Origin of the sequence: Rhodopseudomonas palustris (genome assembly GCF_003226555.1) — a bacterium.
Classification (GTDB): Bacteria; Pseudomonadota; Alphaproteobacteria; order Rhizobiales; family Xanthobacteraceae; genus Rhodopseudomonas; species Rhodopseudomonas palustris_I.
Genome location: NZ_QKQS01000023.1, coordinates 1,153,056 through 1,171,621 on the forward strand (window position 1 = coordinate 1,153,056; position 18,566 = coordinate 1,171,621).

Annotated in this window: 14 protein-coding genes; 6 read left to right on the forward strand and 8 right to left on the reverse strand. The window is 66.5% G+C overall.

The genetic code is table 11. The features are described 5' to 3' along the window. Positions 1 to 70: 70 nt before the first annotated feature. Entirely contained in the window at positions 71 to 904 is an 834-nt protein-coding gene (locus DNX69_RS17875) for a M48 family metallopeptidase (RefSeq protein WP_110787266.1), read from the forward strand. 149 nt (positions 905 to 1,053) lie between these two features. Here DNX69_RS17875 and DNX69_RS17880 read toward each other — a convergent pair whose 3' ends face one another. After that, the gene (locus DNX69_RS17880; protein ID WP_110787691.1) at positions 1,054 to 3,255 is read right to left on the reverse strand and encodes a transglycosylase domain-containing protein; all 2,202 of its coding nucleotides are present in this window, start codon (positions 3,253 to 3,255) and stop codon (positions 1,054 to 1,056) included. A gap of 183 nt (positions 3,256 to 3,438) precedes the next feature. On the opposite strand from DNX69_RS17880, the gene DNX69_RS17885 reads away from it, so the two are divergent. Next, positions 3,439 to 3,690 carry a hypothetical protein gene (locus DNX69_RS17885; protein ID WP_110787267.1) on the forward strand — a complete coding sequence of 84 codons (252 nt, stop codon included), beginning with the start codon at positions 3,439 to 3,441 and terminating at the stop codon, positions 3,688 to 3,690. A gap of 50 nt (positions 3,691 to 3,740) precedes the next feature. On the opposite strand, the gene DNX69_RS17890 is transcribed toward DNX69_RS17885, so the two are convergent. From DNX69_RS17890 to DNX69_RS17900, 3 genes are all read right to left on the reverse strand, one after another. Further along, complete coding sequence (locus DNX69_RS17890; RefSeq protein WP_110787692.1) at positions 3,741 to 3,953, reverse strand: hypothetical protein; 213 nt, start codon at positions 3,951 to 3,953, stop codon at positions 3,741 to 3,743. A gap of 374 nt (positions 3,954 to 4,327) precedes the next feature. Then, positions 4,328 to 5,548 (reverse strand): ABC transporter substrate-binding protein, encoded by a 1,221-nt coding sequence (locus DNX69_RS17895; RefSeq protein WP_110787268.1) that lies wholly within the window; start codon positions 5,546 to 5,548, stop codon positions 4,328 to 4,330. A gap of 147 nt (positions 5,549 to 5,695) precedes the next feature. After that, a complete protein-coding gene (locus DNX69_RS17900) occupies positions 5,696 to 6,058 on the reverse strand; it encodes a DUF1304 domain-containing protein (protein ID WP_110787269.1) in 363 nt (120 codons plus the stop codon). An 81-nt stretch (positions 6,059 to 6,139) separates the two neighbouring features. On the opposite strand from DNX69_RS17900, the gene DNX69_RS17905 reads away from it, so the two are divergent. The 4 genes from DNX69_RS17905 (at position 6,140) to DNX69_RS17920 (ending at position 14,141) form a co-directional block, all read left to right on the forward strand. After that, the gene (locus DNX69_RS17905) at positions 6,140 to 6,568 is read left to right on the forward strand and encodes a DUF1330 domain-containing protein (RefSeq protein WP_110787270.1); all 429 of its coding nucleotides are present in this window, start codon (positions 6,140 to 6,142) and stop codon (positions 6,566 to 6,568) included. A 90-nt stretch (positions 6,569 to 6,658) separates the two neighbouring features. Further along, a complete protein-coding gene (locus DNX69_RS17910; protein WP_110787271.1) occupies positions 6,659 to 9,394 on the forward strand; it encodes an ATP-binding protein in 2,736 nt (911 codons plus the stop codon). A gap of 192 nt (positions 9,395 to 9,586) precedes the next feature. Further along, positions 9,587 to 11,923, forward strand: a complete 2,337-nt coding sequence (locus DNX69_RS17915; protein WP_110787272.1) for a Tex family protein — start codon at positions 9,587 to 9,589, stop codon at positions 11,921 to 11,923. A 223-nt stretch (positions 11,924 to 12,146) separates the two neighbouring features. Next, positions 12,147 to 14,141: a BCCT family transporter gene (locus DNX69_RS17920; protein WP_110787273.1), complete on the forward strand. Its 1,995-nt coding sequence runs from the start codon at positions 12,147 to 12,149 to the stop codon at positions 14,139 to 14,141. A gap of 26 nt (positions 14,142 to 14,167) precedes the next feature. Here DNX69_RS17920 and chrA read toward each other — a convergent pair whose 3' ends face one another. From chrA to DNX69_RS17940, 4 genes are read right to left on the reverse strand one after another with little or no spacing between them, the layout of a single operon-like run. After that, positions 14,168 to 15,388 carry a chromate efflux transporter gene (gene chrA, locus DNX69_RS17925; RefSeq protein WP_110787274.1) on the reverse strand — a complete coding sequence of 407 codons (1,221 nt, stop codon included), beginning with the start codon at positions 15,386 to 15,388 and terminating at the stop codon, positions 14,168 to 14,170. After that, a complete protein-coding gene (locus tag DNX69_RS17930; protein ID WP_110787275.1) occupies positions 15,385 to 16,275 on the reverse strand; it encodes an SDR family oxidoreductase in 891 nt (296 codons plus the stop codon). The genes chrA and DNX69_RS17930 overlap by 4 nt, the downstream gene beginning before the upstream one ends. Before the next feature lie 35 nt (positions 16,276 to 16,310). Continuing rightward, a complete protein-coding gene (locus DNX69_RS17935) occupies positions 16,311 to 17,792 on the reverse strand; it encodes an amino acid permease (RefSeq protein ID WP_110787276.1) in 1,482 nt (493 codons plus the stop codon). A gap of 40 nt (positions 17,793 to 17,832) precedes the next feature. Next, positions 17,833 to 18,513: a TetR/AcrR family transcriptional regulator gene (locus DNX69_RS17940; protein WP_110787277.1), complete on the reverse strand. Its 681-nt coding sequence runs from the start codon at positions 18,511 to 18,513 to the stop codon at positions 17,833 to 17,835. Between the last annotated feature and the right edge of the window lie 53 nt (positions 18,514 to 18,566).

The window sequence follows — 18,566 nt, forward strand, 5'->3', positions numbered from 1 at the left end:
GCCGAAATTTCGAGTTCCGAGCCCCATTACTTAGGGGTGCAACATCCCCTTTGCCCTGTATATTGGGCAAATGATTTGTTTTTGCGCCGAGAGCTTCCAATGGAGGCGGTTATGGCAGATTCCAGGAGACCTTCTGTTTCCTGGACCTGCAGACATGGCACGCGCACTTCTCTATCGGCGGCCCACCGAGCCGTCGACGATCCCTGTTCGGCACGGCTCGCAGTTCTTCGCCGTCCGCATCCGCCGCCACCGCCGCGCGCGGCGCTACACCTTGCGGATTCATCCGAGCGACCGCGAAGCGATCCTGACGATGCCGCCGCGCGGCACGATCGCCGACGCCAAGGAATTCGCCCAGCGCCATGGCGCGTGGATCGCGGCGCGTCTCGGCCGGCTGCCGAAGGCTGCGCCGTTCCAGCCGGGCACGCTGGTGCCGCTGCGTGGCCACGACCATAAGATCGTGCATCGCACCGGCCGCGGCACGGTGTGGACCGAGGTGCGGGACTCCGGCGAGAAGATCCTGTGCGTCGCCGGCGAGGCCGAACACATCGAGCGCCGGGTACTGGACTTCCTCAAGCGCGAGGCGCGCAAGGATCTGCAGAAGGCCTGCGACCGCTATGCGCCCGAGCTCGGCGTCAAGGTGACCCGGCTGTCGATCCGCGACCAGTCGAGCCGCTGGGGCTCGTGCACCTCGGCGGGTTCGCTGTCGTTCTCGTGGCGGCTGATCCTGGCGCCGTCTTACGTGCTCGACTATCTGGCCGCGCATGAAGTCGCGCATCTGGTCGAGATGAACCACTCGGCGCGGTTCTGGCGCGTGGTCGGCAAAGTCTGTCCGCAGATGGAGCGCGCCAAGACCTGGCTCGACACTTGCGGCAACGACCTGCACCGCTACGGCATCTCTGACTGACCGGTCGGCGCGGCTGTTGGCGTAGTCGTCATCGCCCGCGCAGGCGGGCGACCCAGTATCGAAGAGCGCTCATCGCGGCGCACGAGCGACCTCAACCCTCTGGGATACTGGATCCTCCGCTTTCGCGAAGGATGACCGTGCACGAAGCATCACCGCCCGAACAGCCGGTCCATCAGCCAGCCGTCCAATCCTGCGGCCGCCTCGGGGCGGACGTTGGCACGGCTCGGCGGGGGCATTCGCCCAGAACCAGGGGATGGGGCGGTGTTGATCACCTGAGTCTCGCCGCGCGGGCCGGTCTGCGCGATGCTGCCGCCCGCGGTGGCGCCGAACCCTGCTGCGGCAGGGCTCGCGATCGGCCCGCCGCTCCAGCCGCCGGGCAGCGGCTGCGGCGTGTCGCCCTTCAGCGCCTCACGCATGAACCGCGTCCACACTTCGACCGGCAGGCCGCCGCCGGTGGCCTTCTTGGTCGGGGAATTGTCGTCGTTGCCGAGCCACACCCCGGTCACCAGGGTCGACGTGTAGCCGATGAACCAGGCATCGCGGAAATCCTGGCTGGTGCCGGTCTTGCCCGCCGCCACCCAGCCCGGCAGATCCGCCTTGTGGGCGGTGCCGGAGCGCAGCGTCTCCTCCATCATGGTGTTCATCATCGCCACCGCGCGCGCATCGACCGCCCGGCTCGCCGGCTCGTTGCTACGGACATACAGCACCTTGTTGCCCTGCGCGGTGCGGATCCGCTTCACCACATGCGGCGACACCAACAGCCCGCCATTGGCGAAGGTGGCGTAGGCGCCGACCAACTCGGTCACCGACACCTCCGAGGTGCCGAGCGCGATCGACGGGTTGGCGTCCAGCTTGGAGGCGATGCCCAGCCGGTGCGCGGTGCGCACCACGTTCTTCGGTCCGACTTCGAGCCCGAGCCGCACCGCCACGGTGTTCAGCGACATCGCCAGCGCCTGGGTCAGCGTCACCGCGCCGAAATATTCGTGGCTGTAGTTCTCCGGCCGCCAACCTTTGAGATCGAGCGGGGCGTCCTGGCGAATGGTGTCCGGCGTCAGCCCCGCTTCCACTGCGGTCAGATACACGAACGGCTTGAACGCCGAGCCCGGCTGCCGCTTGGCGGTCACCGCCCGGTTGAACTGGCTGTCGGCGTAATTGCGTCCGCCGATCATCGCCCGCACCGCACCCTCCGGCGTCATCGCCACCAGCGCGCCCTGCGTCACCTTGTATTTCACGCTCTTGGCGGCGAGCTCGTCGATGATCGCGGCTTCCGCCTCCGATTGCAGCTTCGGATCGATCGAGGTTTCGACGATGATCGACTGGTCGATCTGCCCGACCAGATCGTCGAGCACTTCGGTGATCCAGTCGGCGACGTAGTTGATGGTGCCGGCGCCGGTCGGCTTGACGGTGTAGACCGGATTGGCGATCGCCGCCTTGGCCTGTTTGTCGGTCACGAAGCCGGCGTCGGCCATCGCTGCGAGCACGATCTGGGCGCGCTTCTCGGCGCCTTCCGGATTGCGGTTCGGCGCCAGGCGCGACGGCGATTTGACCAGTCCCGCCAGCATTGCCGCCTCGACCAACGTGACGTCCTTGGCCGATTTGCCGAAATATTTCTGCGCCGCCGCCTCGACCCCGTAGGCGCCGGAGCCGAAATACACCCGGTTGAGATACAGTTCGAGGATCTCGGCCTTGGAGTGCTTGCGCTCCAGCCACAGCGCCAGCTCGACCTCCTGCAGCTTGCGGGTCAGCGTGCGGTCCTGGGTCAGAAACAGGTTCTTGGCGAGTTGCTGGGTCAGTGTCGAACCGCCCTGCGACACGCCACGGTGCAGCACGTTGGCGACCGCGGCGCGGGCGATGCCGAGCGGGTCGACGCCAAAATGCGAATAGAACCGCCGGTCTTCGATCGCGATGAACGCCTTCGGCAAATACGGCGGCAGGTCCTTCAGCGACACATTAGTGCCGGCCTGCTCGCCGCGCACCGCCAGCGTCGAGCCATCGTCGGCCACGATCGTGATGGTCGGCGGCCGTTTCGGGATTTCCAGCGACTGGATCGGCGGCAGATGCGCCCCGACCCAGACCATGACGCCGACCACCGCCAGAACCGCCCAGATGCCGGCGACCGCGCTCCAATACACCAGCCGTCCGATCGCCTGGCGCACGGAGGCGATCACGCCCTTGCGCGGCTTGCGCTTGCCGCGCGCTCCGCCACCAGTCTTGCCCGCAGGCTTCTTCTTCGGTTTGTCGTCGGCCACGTTCACCCGATCCTGCGGCGTCAGGCGCATGTCGCCGAGCGATTCACCGGGGCCGAATGTCGGCTCTCGCCTTTCGGCGGTCTTTTTCCTGCCCCACGCCATCGCATCGTCCACGCCGACCGTTGCGGCCGACGCTAGCGAAGCCGGTTTAAGGCTCGGTAAAGCGAACGTTAAAACCCGGTTCCGGATTGTCTGAAACCGCCACAGACTTGAGCCATCTCAAGACCTTGGGTTACAGCTCTGCGATCGATGCGGCGCCTGCCGAGAGCGCCAGAGGAGCCAGCGATGACCAGGGTGTTGAGGACCGCGGACGAGATCGAGGCCTTGCTGCTCCAGGACGTCCGCGGCCAGCGCCATTGCGACAAGGTCGAAGCGATCCGGATTCGCCCGTGCCAGCCGTGCGACGACACCAACGGTGCCAATTGGAAGGTCGCCTCGGTCGATCCCGGCCAAGCCAGCCGAGAATTCGCCGGTGCTGCAGTGATGACCGCGATGGACCGGCTGCAACGCGAAGTCAGCGCAATCCCGTGGGAGTAACGGTGAAGCGGGAATGACGGCGCAGCCCGCTCGGGCGCTCGCGATCCGCCTCAGTGATAATTGCGGCGCTGCGGCACCACGCCGATCTCGCCCATCAGCCAGCTCTTCATCTTGGCGCGGCTGGCGAAGCGCTTGGCTTCATCGAGCAGTTCATCACGCTCCACGCCGGCCGGCGTCAGCGCTGCTTCGATGTATTTCGCGACCGCGAGCTCCTCGAGCTGTTCGACGGTGAAATACCGGTTGCTGTTGTGGTCTGGCTTCATTTCGGTTCGCCGCTGCTGCGGCGCCTCCAATCAACGCTTCCACCCCTTCGCACAATTGAAACATTCGATGCCGATTCGGATCGCGTGTCTGTGCAATATTGGACGGTTTCCCGCATTGGTTGCGACTGCGCCAGTGCGGACGATCCCGAGGTCGGTGTTGACGGAGTGTGATGAAGCGCTGCGCGCCTTACAATCTCATCACGTATTCAAACAGCCACGGCGCTGCGTTGTTGGGGCTTCGTTGAGCACGAAGTCCGCCGCGACCAAATCGAGGAGGCGCGCGCGGTGTGCACGGCTCCGGTGCGTGATGTCGCACCGAAGCCGTATGGGGCGGGTGAGCCGGCTCGCCATTTCGCGGGCGGGCCGCTCCGCGGTTACATCGCCGCGTCGTCTTCGATGATCGGGCCGAACAGCTTCCAGCGTTCGCCGTCGAACTTCATCATTTGCAGCTGCTTATTGACGCGGAAATCGGTCGGCGAGGTGTTGATCGACATCCCCGGCAGCGACAGATCGAGCACCACGTTCTTCAGGTTGGCGGCCTGGCGCATGATGTTCTGGCGCGTCAAGTCGTCGCCGCACTGATTCAGGATCTGGATCAGAAGCTGCGCCGTGGAGTAGCCGTAGGTATTGACGGTGTTGAGCTTGTCGCCTTCCGGATAGTACTTCTCCATGAAAGCGAAGTACTTCTTCATTCCCGGATCGTCCTTCCACTGCGGATCGTCGGGATCCTTGCCGTAATTGACGCTGATGATGCCTTTGGAGATGTCGAGGCCGGCCGGCTTCAACGTCGCCGACACCGGGCTGGCGTTGATGTCGAGGATGTGCACCGGATTCCAGTTGAGGTCGGCGACCTTCTTGATCGCCTGGGCCCCGAACCGTGGCGTCGAGGCGTCGTACAACAGGTCGGCGCCCGCCGATTTCAGCTTGACGATTTGCGAGTCGACGGTCGGATCGGTGAGTTCGTAGGAGGCTTCCGCCACGATCATCTTGTCGGCCTTGGCGCCGAGCCCGGCCTTCAGGCCCGTGACGTAGTCGCGGCCGAGATCGTCGTTCTGATACAGAATGCCGATTTTGGCGTTAGGATGGTTCTTCAGAATGTAGCGGGCGTAGATCCGTCCCTCGGACTGGTAATTGGGGTTGTAGCCCATCGTCCAGGGGAAGTTCTTCGGGTCGGTGAAGCGGGTCGCGCCGGTGGCGGCGAGAAGCTGCGGCACTTTCTTGACGTTGAGATATTTCTGGACGGCGGCGTTCGACGGCGTGCCGATGATCTGGAAGGTGAGCAGCACCTCGTCGCCTTCGACCAGTTTGCGCACCTGCTCGACCGCCTTCGGCGGCGAATAGGCGTCGTCGTATTGGATCAGATTGATCTTGCGGCCGTTGACGCCGCCCTGATCATTGATCATGCGGATATAGGCGGCCTGGGTTTTGCCGATGCCCGCATAGGCAGAGGCCGGACCGGAGAACGGCACGGTCTGGCCGATCTTAATCTCGGTGTCAGTGGCGCCGGTGTCGTATTTCTTCTGCGCGACCGCTGGCGCGGCGCTGAGCACAATCGCAGTAACAGCCGCCGTGGCGGCCCGAGACAGGCTTCTCATCGGTGGTCTACTCCCTAGGCGTGTGAGCGACGGTCTTGTGTCGGCCGTCGTTGATGGGAGTGTGGATCAGCACTTGAGGTCTGGCAATGCCGCTCTGACGCGGCGTGCAATTTGCCGCGCTGTGCGATGCAGCATCCTACTTGCCGACTACGCGACCCAGGCTGCGATCAGCGCTACCACGGCGGGAGCTGCCTGGACGTAGAGAATGCGCCGGCTCACCGTCCAAGCTCCGTACAATCCGGCGACGATGACGCAGCCGAGGAAGAAGGTCGCAAGCTGCAGTGCCACTGCGGCGCTCGGGTGCAGCAGCGACCAGATTAGCCCGGCCGCCAGGAAGCCGTTATACAGACCCTGATTGGCGGCCAGCACCGCGGACGCTGCGGCTTGGTCAGGACTATTCCGAAACACCTTGAGCCCGAGCGGCTTGGTCCAGAGAAACATCTCGAGCACGAGAAAGAAGACGTGCAGGGCCGCGACCAGCGCGACGAGAAGTGCGGCAACGGCGTTCATGCACAGGCTCCGAGGCAGACATGGGCGGCTCGATCGTGATACTAGCACGGCCAAACAAATTCAAAGCAACAGGAGGGACGCATGACCGGCCACATCGATCCGACCAAAGAGGTGTTCGCGCAATTCCGCGCCAATGACCGCGAGGGGCCGATCCACACGCTCAATCTGGTGCGGCTCCGGCCGCGCGCCGCCTATCCGGACGGCCGTGACGCCACCGGCGCCGAAGCCTACGCGGCGTATGGCCGCGACTCCGGTCCAGTGTTCGAGCGGCTCGGCGGCAAGATCGTGTGGCTGGGCCAATTCGAACTGATGTTGATCGGCCCTCAGGACGAGCATTGGGACCACGTCTTTATTGCCGAGTACCCCAGCGTGTCGGCATTCGTGGAGATGATTCGCGATCCGGTGTATCGCGAGGCCGTCAAGCATCGCCAGGCGGCGGTGGAGGACTCCCGACTGATCCGTCTGAAGCCAATGAAGCCCGGCAAGGGCTTCGGCGAAATTCCAGCCTGATCGCGGTAAGCGCCACCGCCGCGGTAGCGCGCCTCCGGACCTTCCTATAGGTTCCCGATCCGTCCGCGTTCCGTTCCGGAGATTCGATCGATGCGCCTGTCGGTGCGCCTGACCCTGGCGATGACCGCACTGGTGGCGTGCACGGTCGCTGCGATCGGGCTGCTCGCCTATTACAATATCGGGCGCGCGGTGGTGCCGTCCGGGCTGACGCGGCTCGCCTATCAGGCCAAGGCGCGGCTCGGCGCCTACGAATCGGCGCTGCGCGTCTTCCGCAACGAAGTGCTGGCGGCGCGGTTGCTGCCGGCGCACAGCGGCATCGTTCGCGCACGGCGCAACGGCGGCATCGACCCCGAGGTCGGACTCACCGAAACGCAGTGGCGACAGCACGTCGCCGCCGCTTATGCCGGCAACATGCAGTTCAAGCCCGGTATCCTCAGCTATCGCCTGGCGACCGTCGCGGACGGCGGGCGTTCGCTGGTGCAAGTCGATCGGCGCGGGCCGGGCGGCGCGGTCCGCATCGTTCCCGATTCCGAGCTGTCGCTGCGCGACGACGACGAGGCGTTCCGCCGCGCCGCCGACCTGACCGGCGATGCGGTGTACTTCTCGCCGCTACGCGTGGTGTCGACGGACGGTAGCGGCGGGGCGGGGCTTTCACCACGCCTCACCGTGTCGGCCCCGGTTCGCGACACCGCCGGCGCGGTGTTCGCGGTGTTGATGATCGATTTGGACCTGCGCCCGGTATTCGAACGCATCCGCGACGTGCTCGACAGCGCCACCAGCGTGTACTTTGTGGCCGGAGACGATGGCTATCTGCTGAACTACCTAGGCGGGCAGATCGTGCCGGCGGAGCCGGAACGGCGCTGGCGCGACGATTTCGCCGAGCTCGCTGCAGCGCTCGGCGACAAGCCGGGGGCTGCGACGGTGTTTCGCGGACCGGACGGCGACCGGATCGCCGCCGCGATGGTGGTGGCGACGCTGTCCAATGGCGAGCGCACCGGCGTGATCGAAACCGAGCCGCTGGAGCGCATCATGGCGCCGGCAACGGCGCTGCGGACGCCGGGCCTGATCGTCGGTCTGGTCGCGCTGCTCGGCGCGGTGCTGCTGTCGGCGCTGCTGTCGCGCTCGCTGGCCAAGCCGATCGCGCAGCTGACCCGCGCGGTGACTGCGTTTTCACGCACCGGGCGACTGGTGATGCCGCTCGGGTTGCAGGGTGAAAGCCGCATTCTGGCCGATGCATTCGATCAGACCGTCGCCAAGATCGACGCCGCCAATGTGGCGCTGCGCAGCAAGACGGAATTGCTCGACAAGACCATTGCCAGCATGGCGGATGCGGTCGCGGTGCTCGACGCAGCGGGCAAACGGGTGTTCGCCAACCCGACTTGTCTGGCCCTGTTCGGCCCGGCCGAAGATGTCGGCTCCGAGCGATGGCGGAAGAAGTACCGGCGTTTCCTCGCCGACGGCGTGACGCCGATGCCGGATCAGGAAAGTCCGGCGGCGCGGGCTCGCCGCGGTGAGAATTTCGACAACCTTGAGCTCGGCATCCGCCACGGCGATGGGCCGGTGGTGCAGCTCGCCGCCAGCGCGCGGCGAATCGAGAATCCCGATGGTTCGTTCGGCGGCGCGGTGGTGGTGTATCGTAATCTCACCGCGTTCAAGGAATCCGAACGCCAGCTTCGCCAGGCGCAGAAGATGCAGGCGATCGGCCAACTCACCGGCGGCGTCGCGCACGATCTCAACAACATCCTGACGGTGATCACCGGCGGCATCGAGATTCTGGCCGACGGCGTCTCCAATCAGCCGGAGCTGAAGGACGTCGCTGCGATGATCGATCAGGCGGTGACGCGCGCGTCCGATCTCACCCACGGGCTGCTGTCGTTCTCGCGCAAGCAGCCGCTGCAGCCGCGCAGCATCGACGTCAATGCGCTGATGCTCGACACCGTCAAGCTGCTGCGGCCGACGCTCGGCTCCGGCATCGAGATCGAGGTCGAGCCGGCATCCGATTTGCGGCCGGCGCTGGCCGATCCGTCGCAGCTCGCCAGCGCGCTGATCAACCTTGCGGTCAACGCTCGGGACGCGATGAACGGCAGCGGCAAATTGCTGCTGGAAACCGGCAATGTCGATCTCGACGAGGCCTATGCCGAACAGCACGATGAAGTCGCGGCCGGGCGCTACGTGATGCTGGTGGTGAGCGACAATGGCTGCGGCATTCCGGTGTCGATTCGCGACCGGGTGTTCGAACCGTTCTTCACCACCAAGGCGGTCGGCGAAGGAACCGGTCTCGGCCTCAGCATGGTGTACGGTTTCATCAAGCAGTCCGGCGGCCATATCGAGCTGTACAGCGAGGAGGGGTACGGCACCACGATCCGGCTGTATCTACCCTGCGCCGTGATCGCCGATGCCGTCGCCGACACCGCCGCGCCGCCGCTGGCGCAAGGCGGACGTGAATCGGTGCTGGTGGTGGAAGACGATGCGCTGGTGCGCAGCTACGTGCTGACGCATCTGAAGGCGCTCGGCTATACGGCGCATCCGGCGGCTTCCGCCGCGGAGGCGATGTCGATGGTCTATGACGAGGTCGAGTTCGATCTGCTGTTCACCGACATGATGCTATCCGGCGGCATGGACGGCCCGCAGCTCGCCGACGAATTGCGCAAGTACAAGCCGGATCTGAAGGTGCTGTTCACCTCCGGCTACACCGAGACCGCGATGCTCCGCCACGGCCGGATCGATCCCGAGGTGCAACTGCTGCCGAAGCCGTATCGCCGGGCCGATCTGGCACGGATGCTCCGTCTGGTGCTCGACGCCGAGGCTGACGCCCCGGCGAAATAAACCGGCGTTTTCAACAGGGAACTCGGTGAATCCATTTCGCAGGGTGAAGCGGCTGTCGGGTTATGCACACGTCGTGCACCGGGCGGTCACACGCCCTGCATCTCGGCCGCAAGATCGCGTAGGTTGCCTTCGATTCGCCGCGCCGCCGTGGCCGAGTCCCCCGCCTTACCCAATCTGCCAAAGAGACTCCCAGTGCCGAACATCGCGTCCGTCATCGCATCCGAACTCGCCGTCCGTGAACAGCAGGTCCAGGCCGCCATCGACCTGCTCGACGGCGGATCGACCGTGCCGTTCATCGCCCGCTACCGCAAAGAGGCGACCGGAATGCTCGACGACGCGCAGCTCCGCACGCTGGAGGAGCGGCTGCGTTACCTTCGCGAGATGGAGGCGCGGCGCACGGCGATCATCGACAGCATCAAGCAGCAGGGCAAGCTGACGCCGGAGCTGGAAGCGGCGCTGCTGAAGGCCGACAGCAAGGCGCGGCTCGAGGACATCTATCTGCCGTTCAAGGAGAAGCGCCGCACCAAGGCGCAGATCGCGCGCGAAGCCGGGCTGGAGCCGCTCGCCGATCTGTTGATCCAGAATCCCGACAAGGATCCGCAGCTCGAGGCCGCAGCCTATGTGAAAACCGATGGTGAGCACCCGGTTGCCGACGTCAAGGCCGCGCTCGAAGGTGCCCGCGCCATCCTGGTCGAACGCTTCTCCGAACACGCCGACCTCACCGGAAGCTTGCGCGAAGCGATGTGGAGCCGCGGCGCCCTGAAGGCGAGCGTGCGCGACGGCAAGAAGACCGACGGTGCCAAATTCGCTGATTACTTCGACTTCTCCGAGCCCTACCAGAAGCTGCCGTCGCACCGCATCCTGGCGCTGCTGCGCGGCGAAAAGGAAGAGGTGCTCAGCCTCGATTTCGGCGACGGCGAAGATCCCGAGTCGCGGGAGCCGACGCAGTACGAGAACCGCATCGCCGCCACCTTCGGCATTGCCCGCAAGGGACGCCCCGCCGACGGCTTCCTGTCCGACGCGGTGCGCTGGGCCTGGCGGACACGGATCAAGACCGCGCTGGCGCTGGATATGCGGATGCGGCTGTGGCAGCAGGCCGAGGTCGAGGCGGTGCGGGTGTTCGCGGCGAATCTGCGCGACCTGTTGCTCGCCGCACCAGCCGGCGGCCGCGCCACGCTCGGGCTCGATCCGGGCTTCCGGACCGGCGTGAAGGTCGCGGTGATCGACCGCACCGGCAAGATGGTCGACCACGCCACGATCTATCCGCACGAGCCGGCGCGCAAATGGAACGAGAGCATGCTGACGCTGGCGCAGCTCTGCGTGAAGCATCGCATCGAGCTGGTGGCGATCGGCAACGGCACCGCCTCGCGCGAAACCGAGAAGCTGGTCGCCGATCTGATGAAGGCCAAGCCGGATCTGAAGCTGACCAAGGCGATCGTGTCGGAAGCCGGCGCGTCGGTGTATTCGGCCTCGGAATTCGCCTCCAAGGAATTCCCCGATCTCGACGTCTCGATCCGTGGCGCGGTGTCGATCGCGCGGCGGCTGCAAGACCCGCTCGGTGAGCTCGTCAAGGTGCCGCCGCAGTCGATCGGCGTCGGCCAGTATCAGCACGATCTCAATCAGCACGCGCTGGCCCGGGCGTTGGACGCCACGGTGGAAGACTGCGTGAACGCGGTCGGCGTCGATCTCAACACCGCCTCGGCGCCGCTATTGGCACGGGTGTCGGGCATCGGCGAGACGCTGGCGACCAACATCGTGGCGCATCGCGACGCCAACGGCCCGTTCCCGAGCCGCGACAAGCTGAAGGAAGTGCCGCGGCTGGGCCCGAAGGCGTTCGAGCAGTGTGCCGGGTTCTTGCGGATCCGCGACGGCGAAAATCCGCTCGACGCCTCCGGCGTGCATCCGGAATCCTATCCGATCGTCAAGAAGATCCTGGCTGCCACCAAGAGCGACATCAAGGCGCTGATCGGCCAGACCAAGGTGCTGCAGGGCCTCAAGCCGCAGGCGTTCGCGGACGACAAGTTCGGTATTCCCACCGTCAGCGACATCCTGAAGGAGCTGGAAAAGCCCGGCCGTGACCCGCGTCCCGAATTCAAGACCGCGACTTTCCAGGAGGGCGTCGAGAAGATCACCGACCTGAAGCCCGGCATGATCCTGGAGGCGACGATTACCAACGTCGCGGCGTTCGGCGCCTTCGCCGACATCGGCGTGCATCAGGACGGTCTGATCCACATCTCGGCGATGTCCGAGCGGCGCATCAACGATCCGCGCGAGGTGGTGAAGCCGGGCCAGGTGGTGAAGGTCAAGGTGCTCGAGGTCGACGTGCCCCGCAACCGCATCGGCCTGACGCTGCGGATGTCCGACCCGATCCCCGCTCCCGGCGAGCGCCGCACCGGCGGGGGTGGCGGCGGCGCCAGTGCCAAGCTGGTCGACCGCTACAAGCCGCGCCAGGAAGCCCCGAGCGGCGGCGGTGCGTTCGCGGCGGCGCTCGCCAAGGCGGCCGAGAAGGGGCGCAGCAAGGGGCGGTAACGTACCTTACTGTTCGATCGAGGCGAACGACCCATCGCCCGGGCAACGAACTGATCGTCCCGAGAAGCCCGGCAAAGCCGGGCGTCTCGGCCGATCAGCACACGCATGGCTGCACATGGGGCCGGCGGATCGATCGGCGATTTGCAACTGGCCGGCTTTCTCCGCAACGTGGGTCCTCGCAGGCGAGAGCCGGTCCGATGGCCCGGCAGGTTGAGGAGGCCAGATGCCCCGTTTCGTCATCAATCCCCCGGTGTTCTTCGGATCGGTCGCGATCACGACGCTGTTTCTCGCCGTCGGCGTCCTGTTTCCGAGCCAGGCCGAGACGATCTTTGCGGCGGTGCAAAGCTGGATCCTCGAATGGTTCGGCTGGCTGTATCTGCTCGCGGTCGGGATCTTCATCGTCTCGGTGGTGCTGTTCGCGGCGAGCCGGTTCGGTGACCTCAAGCTCGGCCCCGACGATTCGACGCCGGACTTCCGCTATCTGTCGTGGGTGGCGATGCTGTTCGCCGCCGGCATGGGCATCGGGCTGATGTACTTCGCGGTCGGCGAGCCGATGAAGCACTTCGCCGCGCCGCCCGAGGCCGCGCCGCTGAGCATCGCGGCGCAGCGCCAGGCGATGAGCATCACCTTCTTCCATTGGGGACTACACGCCTGGGCGATCTATGCGGTGGTCGGGTTGTCGCTGGCGTATTTCGGCTATCGCTACAATCTGCCGCTCACCGTTCGCTCCGGCCTGTATCCGCTGCTCGGCAGCCGGATCGACGGACCGATCGGCCACGCCGTCGACATCTTCGCGATCTGCGGCACGCTGTTCGGAATCGCGACCTCGCTCGGCTTCGGTGTGCTGCAGATCAACGCCGGGCTGACCTATCTGCTCGGCGTGCCGAACGACGCCGCGGTGCAGATCGGGCTGATCGCGGCGATCACCGCGGTCGCCACCGTCTCGGTGGTCACCGGGCTCGACAACGGCGTGCGCCGGCTCAGCGAGCTTAACCTCGCGCTCGCGGTGCTGCTGATGAGCTTCGTGCTGGCGGTCGGGCCGACCGCGCAGTTGCTGCGCGATTTCGTGCAGAACATCGGGTTCTATCTCGACACCTTCGTGCTGCGCACGTTCAACATCTACGCCTACGAACCGCGTCCCTGGATCGACGCCTGGACGCTGTTCTACTGGGCGTGGTGGATCTCGTGGTCGCCGTTCGTCGGCATGTTCATCGCCCGGATCTCGCGCGGCCGCACCGTGCGCGAGTTCGTGATCGCGGTGCTGTTCGTTCCGGCCGGCTTCACATTCTTCTGGATGACGGTGTTCGGCAACACCGCGCTGTGGGTCGACACCACGGTCGCGCAAGGCGCGCTGCATCAGGCGGTGGCGAGCGACCTGTCGACTGCGCTGTTCCAGTTCTTCCAGTATCTGCCGCTGCCGATGCTGACGTCGACGATCGCGGTGATGTTGGTGGCGGTGTTCTTTGTCACCTCCGCCGATTCCGGATCGTTGGTGGTGGACACGCTGGCGGCGGGCGGTGCCACCGACACCACCACGGCCCAGCGCGTGTTCTGGTGCGCGCTGGAGGGACTGATCGCCGCTGTGCTGCTCTTGACCGGCGGACTCGCCGCGCTGCAATCGGCTACCATCGCCACCGCGCTACCGTTCTCGCTGATCATGCTGGTGCTGGTATGGGCGCTGTTCAAAGGCATGGCGTCCGACGTGGCGCAGCGGCGGGTGCATAAGGGCGCCGCGCCGCCGCAGGCCTATCCGGCCGCCGGCCTGTCCTGGCAACGCCGCCTCGGCCTGATCCTGAACGCGCCGACCGAGACCGAAGTCGGCGAGCACATCAAAGTGGTGGTCGCCCCGGCGCTCGACGACGTCCGCCGCGAGCTCGAGCATCAGGGCCGCCGCTCGATCGTGACCCGCTCCGAAACGGACCGGTCGGTGTCGCTGAATGTGCCGGCCGAGGGCGTGCGCGATTTCGTCTACGGCGTGCGCCCGGCCGCGCATCGCCTGCCGGCGTTCTCGCCGGCCGAGGCGACCCATTCGGGTTTCCGCTACGAGGCCCGCACCTTCTTCAGCGACGGCAGCCGCGGCTACGACGTGATGGGGATGACGCGCGATCAGGTGATCGCCGACGTGCTGGCGCAGTTCGATCGCTATCTGCAACTGGTGACCTCCCCCGCCGCCTCGCTCGCCGTCGGCGCCCCCGAGCACACGCCCGAGTCTGGATGACGGCGCGAGACCCGGAGCCAGCTCTGTCAGAGCAATGCGGCGGCGATTCCTGCTGCCGCGGTGAAGGCGACGACCAGCAGCGGCGGGGCACGCCAGATCATCAGCAGCGCGAAGCCGCTCAGCGCGATCGCGACGTCGGCCGTGCCGTGGATCGTGCTGGTCCACACCGGATCGTACAGCGCGGCGCCGAGCAGGCCGACCACGGCGGCGTTGACGCCGCGCATCATCGCCTGCGCGGCTGGGTAGTGCCGCAGCCCATGCCAGAACGGCAGCACGCCGAGCAGGATCAGGAAGCCGGGCAGGAAGATGCCGACCAGCCCGATCACTGCGCCTGCCAGCCCCGGGGAGGGCGCAGCCATCGCTCCCAAATAGGCGGCGAAGCTGAACAGCGGCCCGGGCACGGCCTGGGCGGCACCGTAGCCGGCGAGGAATGCGTCGTCGCTGATCCATCCCGGACCGACAAAGGCGTCACGCAGCAGGGGCAGCACCACATGGCCGCCGCCGAACACCAGCGCGCCCGAGCGATAGAACGCATCGAACGCCGCAATGACCGAGGAGCCGGTGATTGCGCCGAGCAGCGGCAGGCCGATCAACAGTCCGACGAATCCGAGCAGTGCCGCGACCCCGACCGGCCGTGATACCCGCGCACCGACCTGGCCGAATCGCGGTGCCGCGCCGCTGCGGCACCATAGCAGGCCGGCGATCCCGCCGAGCGCGATCGCACCAAGCTGCGCAGCCGGTACCCCGCTGAGCAGCACGATCAGCGCCGCCGCCACCGCGATCGTGGCGCGCTCGCGATCCGGACAGAGCTGCCGCGACATTCCCCACGCCGCCTGCGCGACGATCGCGACCGCCGTCAGCTTCAGCCCATGCAGCAGCCCGGCGCCGAGCAGCCCGTCCAGCGCCGCGGCCCCATAGGCGAACAGCACCAATGCGGCCGCCGACGGCAGCGTGAACCCGGCCCAGGCGGCGAGCGCGCCGAGCGTGCCTGCGCGCATCAGGCCGATTGCAAAGCCGACCTGGCTGCTGGCCGGGCCGGGCAGAAACTGGCACAGGCCGACCAGCTCCGCATAGGACTGCTCGTCGATCCAGCGCCGCCGCACCACGAACTCGTCGCGAAAATAACCGAGATGCGCGATCGGGCCGCCGAAACAGCTCAGCCCGAGCTTGAAAAACACCCGCAAGACTTCGCCCGGCGTGCCGCTGTGCGGTTGCTCGATGGTCGAGAGGTCGGATTGCGCGGTCATCGGACCCGGTCGTCGGCGGCGTGCGGAAGAACCAGCCCCGTCATCCTCTCACTGATCTCCCACAGCCGCCTGTTGGCTTCCGCGTCGCGCGCCTGCGCCGGCGCGGCAATCGTCTTGCGATTGGCGAAGTACTCGCCGCTGACGCCCTCCAGTTCCGGCGCGTTGGCGAGATACAGCACGCGCTGGGCGGCGGTTTCCGGTTTCGGAATCGCCCAGCCGCCGAGCTTGGCGAGTAGTTTCCAGAACAACCCCTGGGCGCCGTCGGTGCCGCCGAGATTGGACTTGAACACGCCGGGAAATACGCAGTTCACGGTGACGCCGCTGCCTTGCAGCCGGCGCGCCAGTTCGAAGGTGAAGTGCAGGTTGCCGAGCTTGGACTGGGCGTAGCCCTTCATCATGCCGTAGGGACGCTTGTCCCAGTTGAGGTCGTCGAAATCGATCGCCGCGTCGATGCGGGTGCCGACATTGACGATCCGCGCCGGCGCGCTGGCCTTGATCAGATCGAGCAGCAGGTTGGTGAGCAGGAACGGGCCGAGGTGATTGATCGCGAAGGCGCGTTCGATCCCCTGCGGGCTCAGCCGCCGCTCGGCGAACGCGGTGCCGGCGTTGTTGATCAGCAGGTCCAGCCGGTCGAAGCGGTCGCGCACCGCCTGCGCCAGCGCGCGGACCGAGACCTGATCGGCGAGGTCGGCGACGAACAGATGCAGGTCGTCGTTACCAGTGGCGGCGCGAACGTCCGCGAGCGCCGCCTCGCCGCGGCCGCGGTCGCGTGCCACCAGCCCGACGCGGAGGCCATCAGCCGCGAGCGCGGTAGCGATCGCTTTGCCGAGGCCAGAATTGGCGCCGGTCACCAGCGCGGTGCGTTTGTGTTCGGCGATCGAGCTCATCGGATGCCCTCCTGGCATTGTCCGCTGAGCTTAGTCTAGCGCCCCGCGGGCTTGCTGTGATGACGGCCGTACAGGAAGTAGATCGCAAGGCCAATTGCTAGCCACACCCCGAGCCGTAGCCAGGTATCCAGCGGTAGGCCGAGCATCAGGATGAACGACACGATCGCGCCGGCGGGCGCCACCAACCAGATCGCCGGCGCCCGGAATGGCCGGTGCTGCTCCGGATGCTTGATCCGCAGCGCCAGCACGCCGATGCACACCACCGCGAATGCGAACAGCGTGCCGATGCTGACCAGTTCGCCGACCAGCCCGATCGGCAGCACCCCCGCGAGGCCGGCGACGATAACGCCGGTGCCGATGGTGGCGACATGCGGGGTGCGGAAGCGCCGGTGGGTGGCGGCGGCGGCCTTCGGCATCAGCCCGTCATGCGCCATCGCGCGTAGCACGCGGGTCTGGCCGAGCATCAGCACCAGGATCACCGAGGTCAGTCCGGTGACGACGCCGATCTTGACGATCGAAGACAGCCAGCCGATCCCGGCGGCGTCGATGCCCACCGCGATCGGATCGGGCACGTTGAGCCGGTCGTAGGGCACGATTCCGGTCAGCACGAACGCCACCGCGACATACAGCACGGTGCAGATCGCCAGCGAACCGAGGATGCCGATCGGCATGTCGCGCTGCGGGTTCTTGGCCTCCTGCGCGGCGGTCGAGATCGCGTCGAAGCCGATGAAGGCGAAGAACACCACCGCGGCGCCGCGCAGCACACCCGACCAGCCGAAGATGCCGGTCTCCTGCGCCGGCGGAATGAAGGCGCCGTCCGGATTGGCGGCTGTCACCCAATTGGCCGGCGTCACCATCGGGGCGGCGAAAATCAGAAACAGCGCGATCACCGTCAGCTTGATGGCGACGATGACGTTGTTGAACCGCGCCGATTCCTGGATACCGATCACCAGCAGGGTCGAGATCGCCACGATGATTGCCATCGCCGGCAGATTGAGAAACGCCCCGGTGGTCGACCAGCTCCGCGCCGCGGCGTCGTAGGCGAGCGGGGCGGAGGTGAGCTGGCTCGGCAGATGGATGCCGAAATTGCCGAGCAGGCTGACGAAGTAGCCGGACCAGCCGATCGCCACCGTGGTGGCGCCAACCGCATATTCCAGGATCAGGTCCCAGCCGATGATCCAGGCCACCAGCTCGCCGATGGTTGCATACGCATAGGTGTAGGCGCTGCCCGATACCGGCACGGTCGAGGCCATCTCGGCGTAGCACAGCCCAGCGAAGGCACAGGCGACGGCGCCGAGCACGAACGACAGCGACACCGCCGGCCCCGCGTTCGCCGCGGCGGCGTGGCCGGTGAGCACGAAGATGCCGGCGCCGATGATGCCGCCGACCCCGAGCGCCACGAGGTTGATCGCCGACAGCGACCGCTTCAGGTGGTGGACCTCGCCGTCGCCATTGTCCCCAGCCCCAGCCTCGATCTGCAGGCTGCTCAGCGATTTACGCGTCCAGATCTCGGCCACTCTCGATCCCCAGTTTCGCCGCGGCGGAACCCGCTCGATCTCAAGCGCGGCGACCGCCGCTGGGTTCCGTCGCGCCGGCATTCGTCTGGGGCGGCATCATCGCCGCCACACAGCCGAGCGCCGCCCGCACCAGCTCGTCGCGGTACACTGTAAAATCGGCGGGCGGCATGCCACGGATCAAAGCGTGGGCGAACATGCCGTACAGCAGGGTGAAAACCGGCCGTGCGGCGTCCCTGGCGGAGCGGCCGGGCGGCCAGTCGGCGGCGCCTTCGAGCAGCGCCTCCCATTCCTTCAGGAACAGGTCGTAGGCCTCGAGATAGTGGCTGCGCTCGCTCTTGTGCCGCTCCAGCATGAAATGCTGCATCCATTCGCGCGGCGCCTGCGCGTAGATCTCGGCCTGGGCGGTGATCGCCGCGGTGACGCCGGTCGCGATGTCGTAGCTGCCGAGCGCGGTGCGGCGGCGGCGCATCGCCAGCAGCAGGTCTTTGGTGCGCAGATGCACGCAGGCCCGCGCCAGCTCGTCCTTGCTGGAGAAATATTCGTAGAAGGTGCCGAGCCCGACTCCGGCCACCAGCACGATTTCGCGGATCGTCACGGCACTGAACGGCTTTTCGTCGAGAAGCCGAACAAATGCGTCGCGGATCGCCCGCGAGGTCTCGTGCGAGCGCGGCTGCACCGGCCTTCGCCGTGATTTTGCTGGAGTTTCCGTGCGCTTCGCCATCCAGGCCCAATCCGAACACCTGCCCGATGCGGCTTGCCTATGATGCCCGCCGA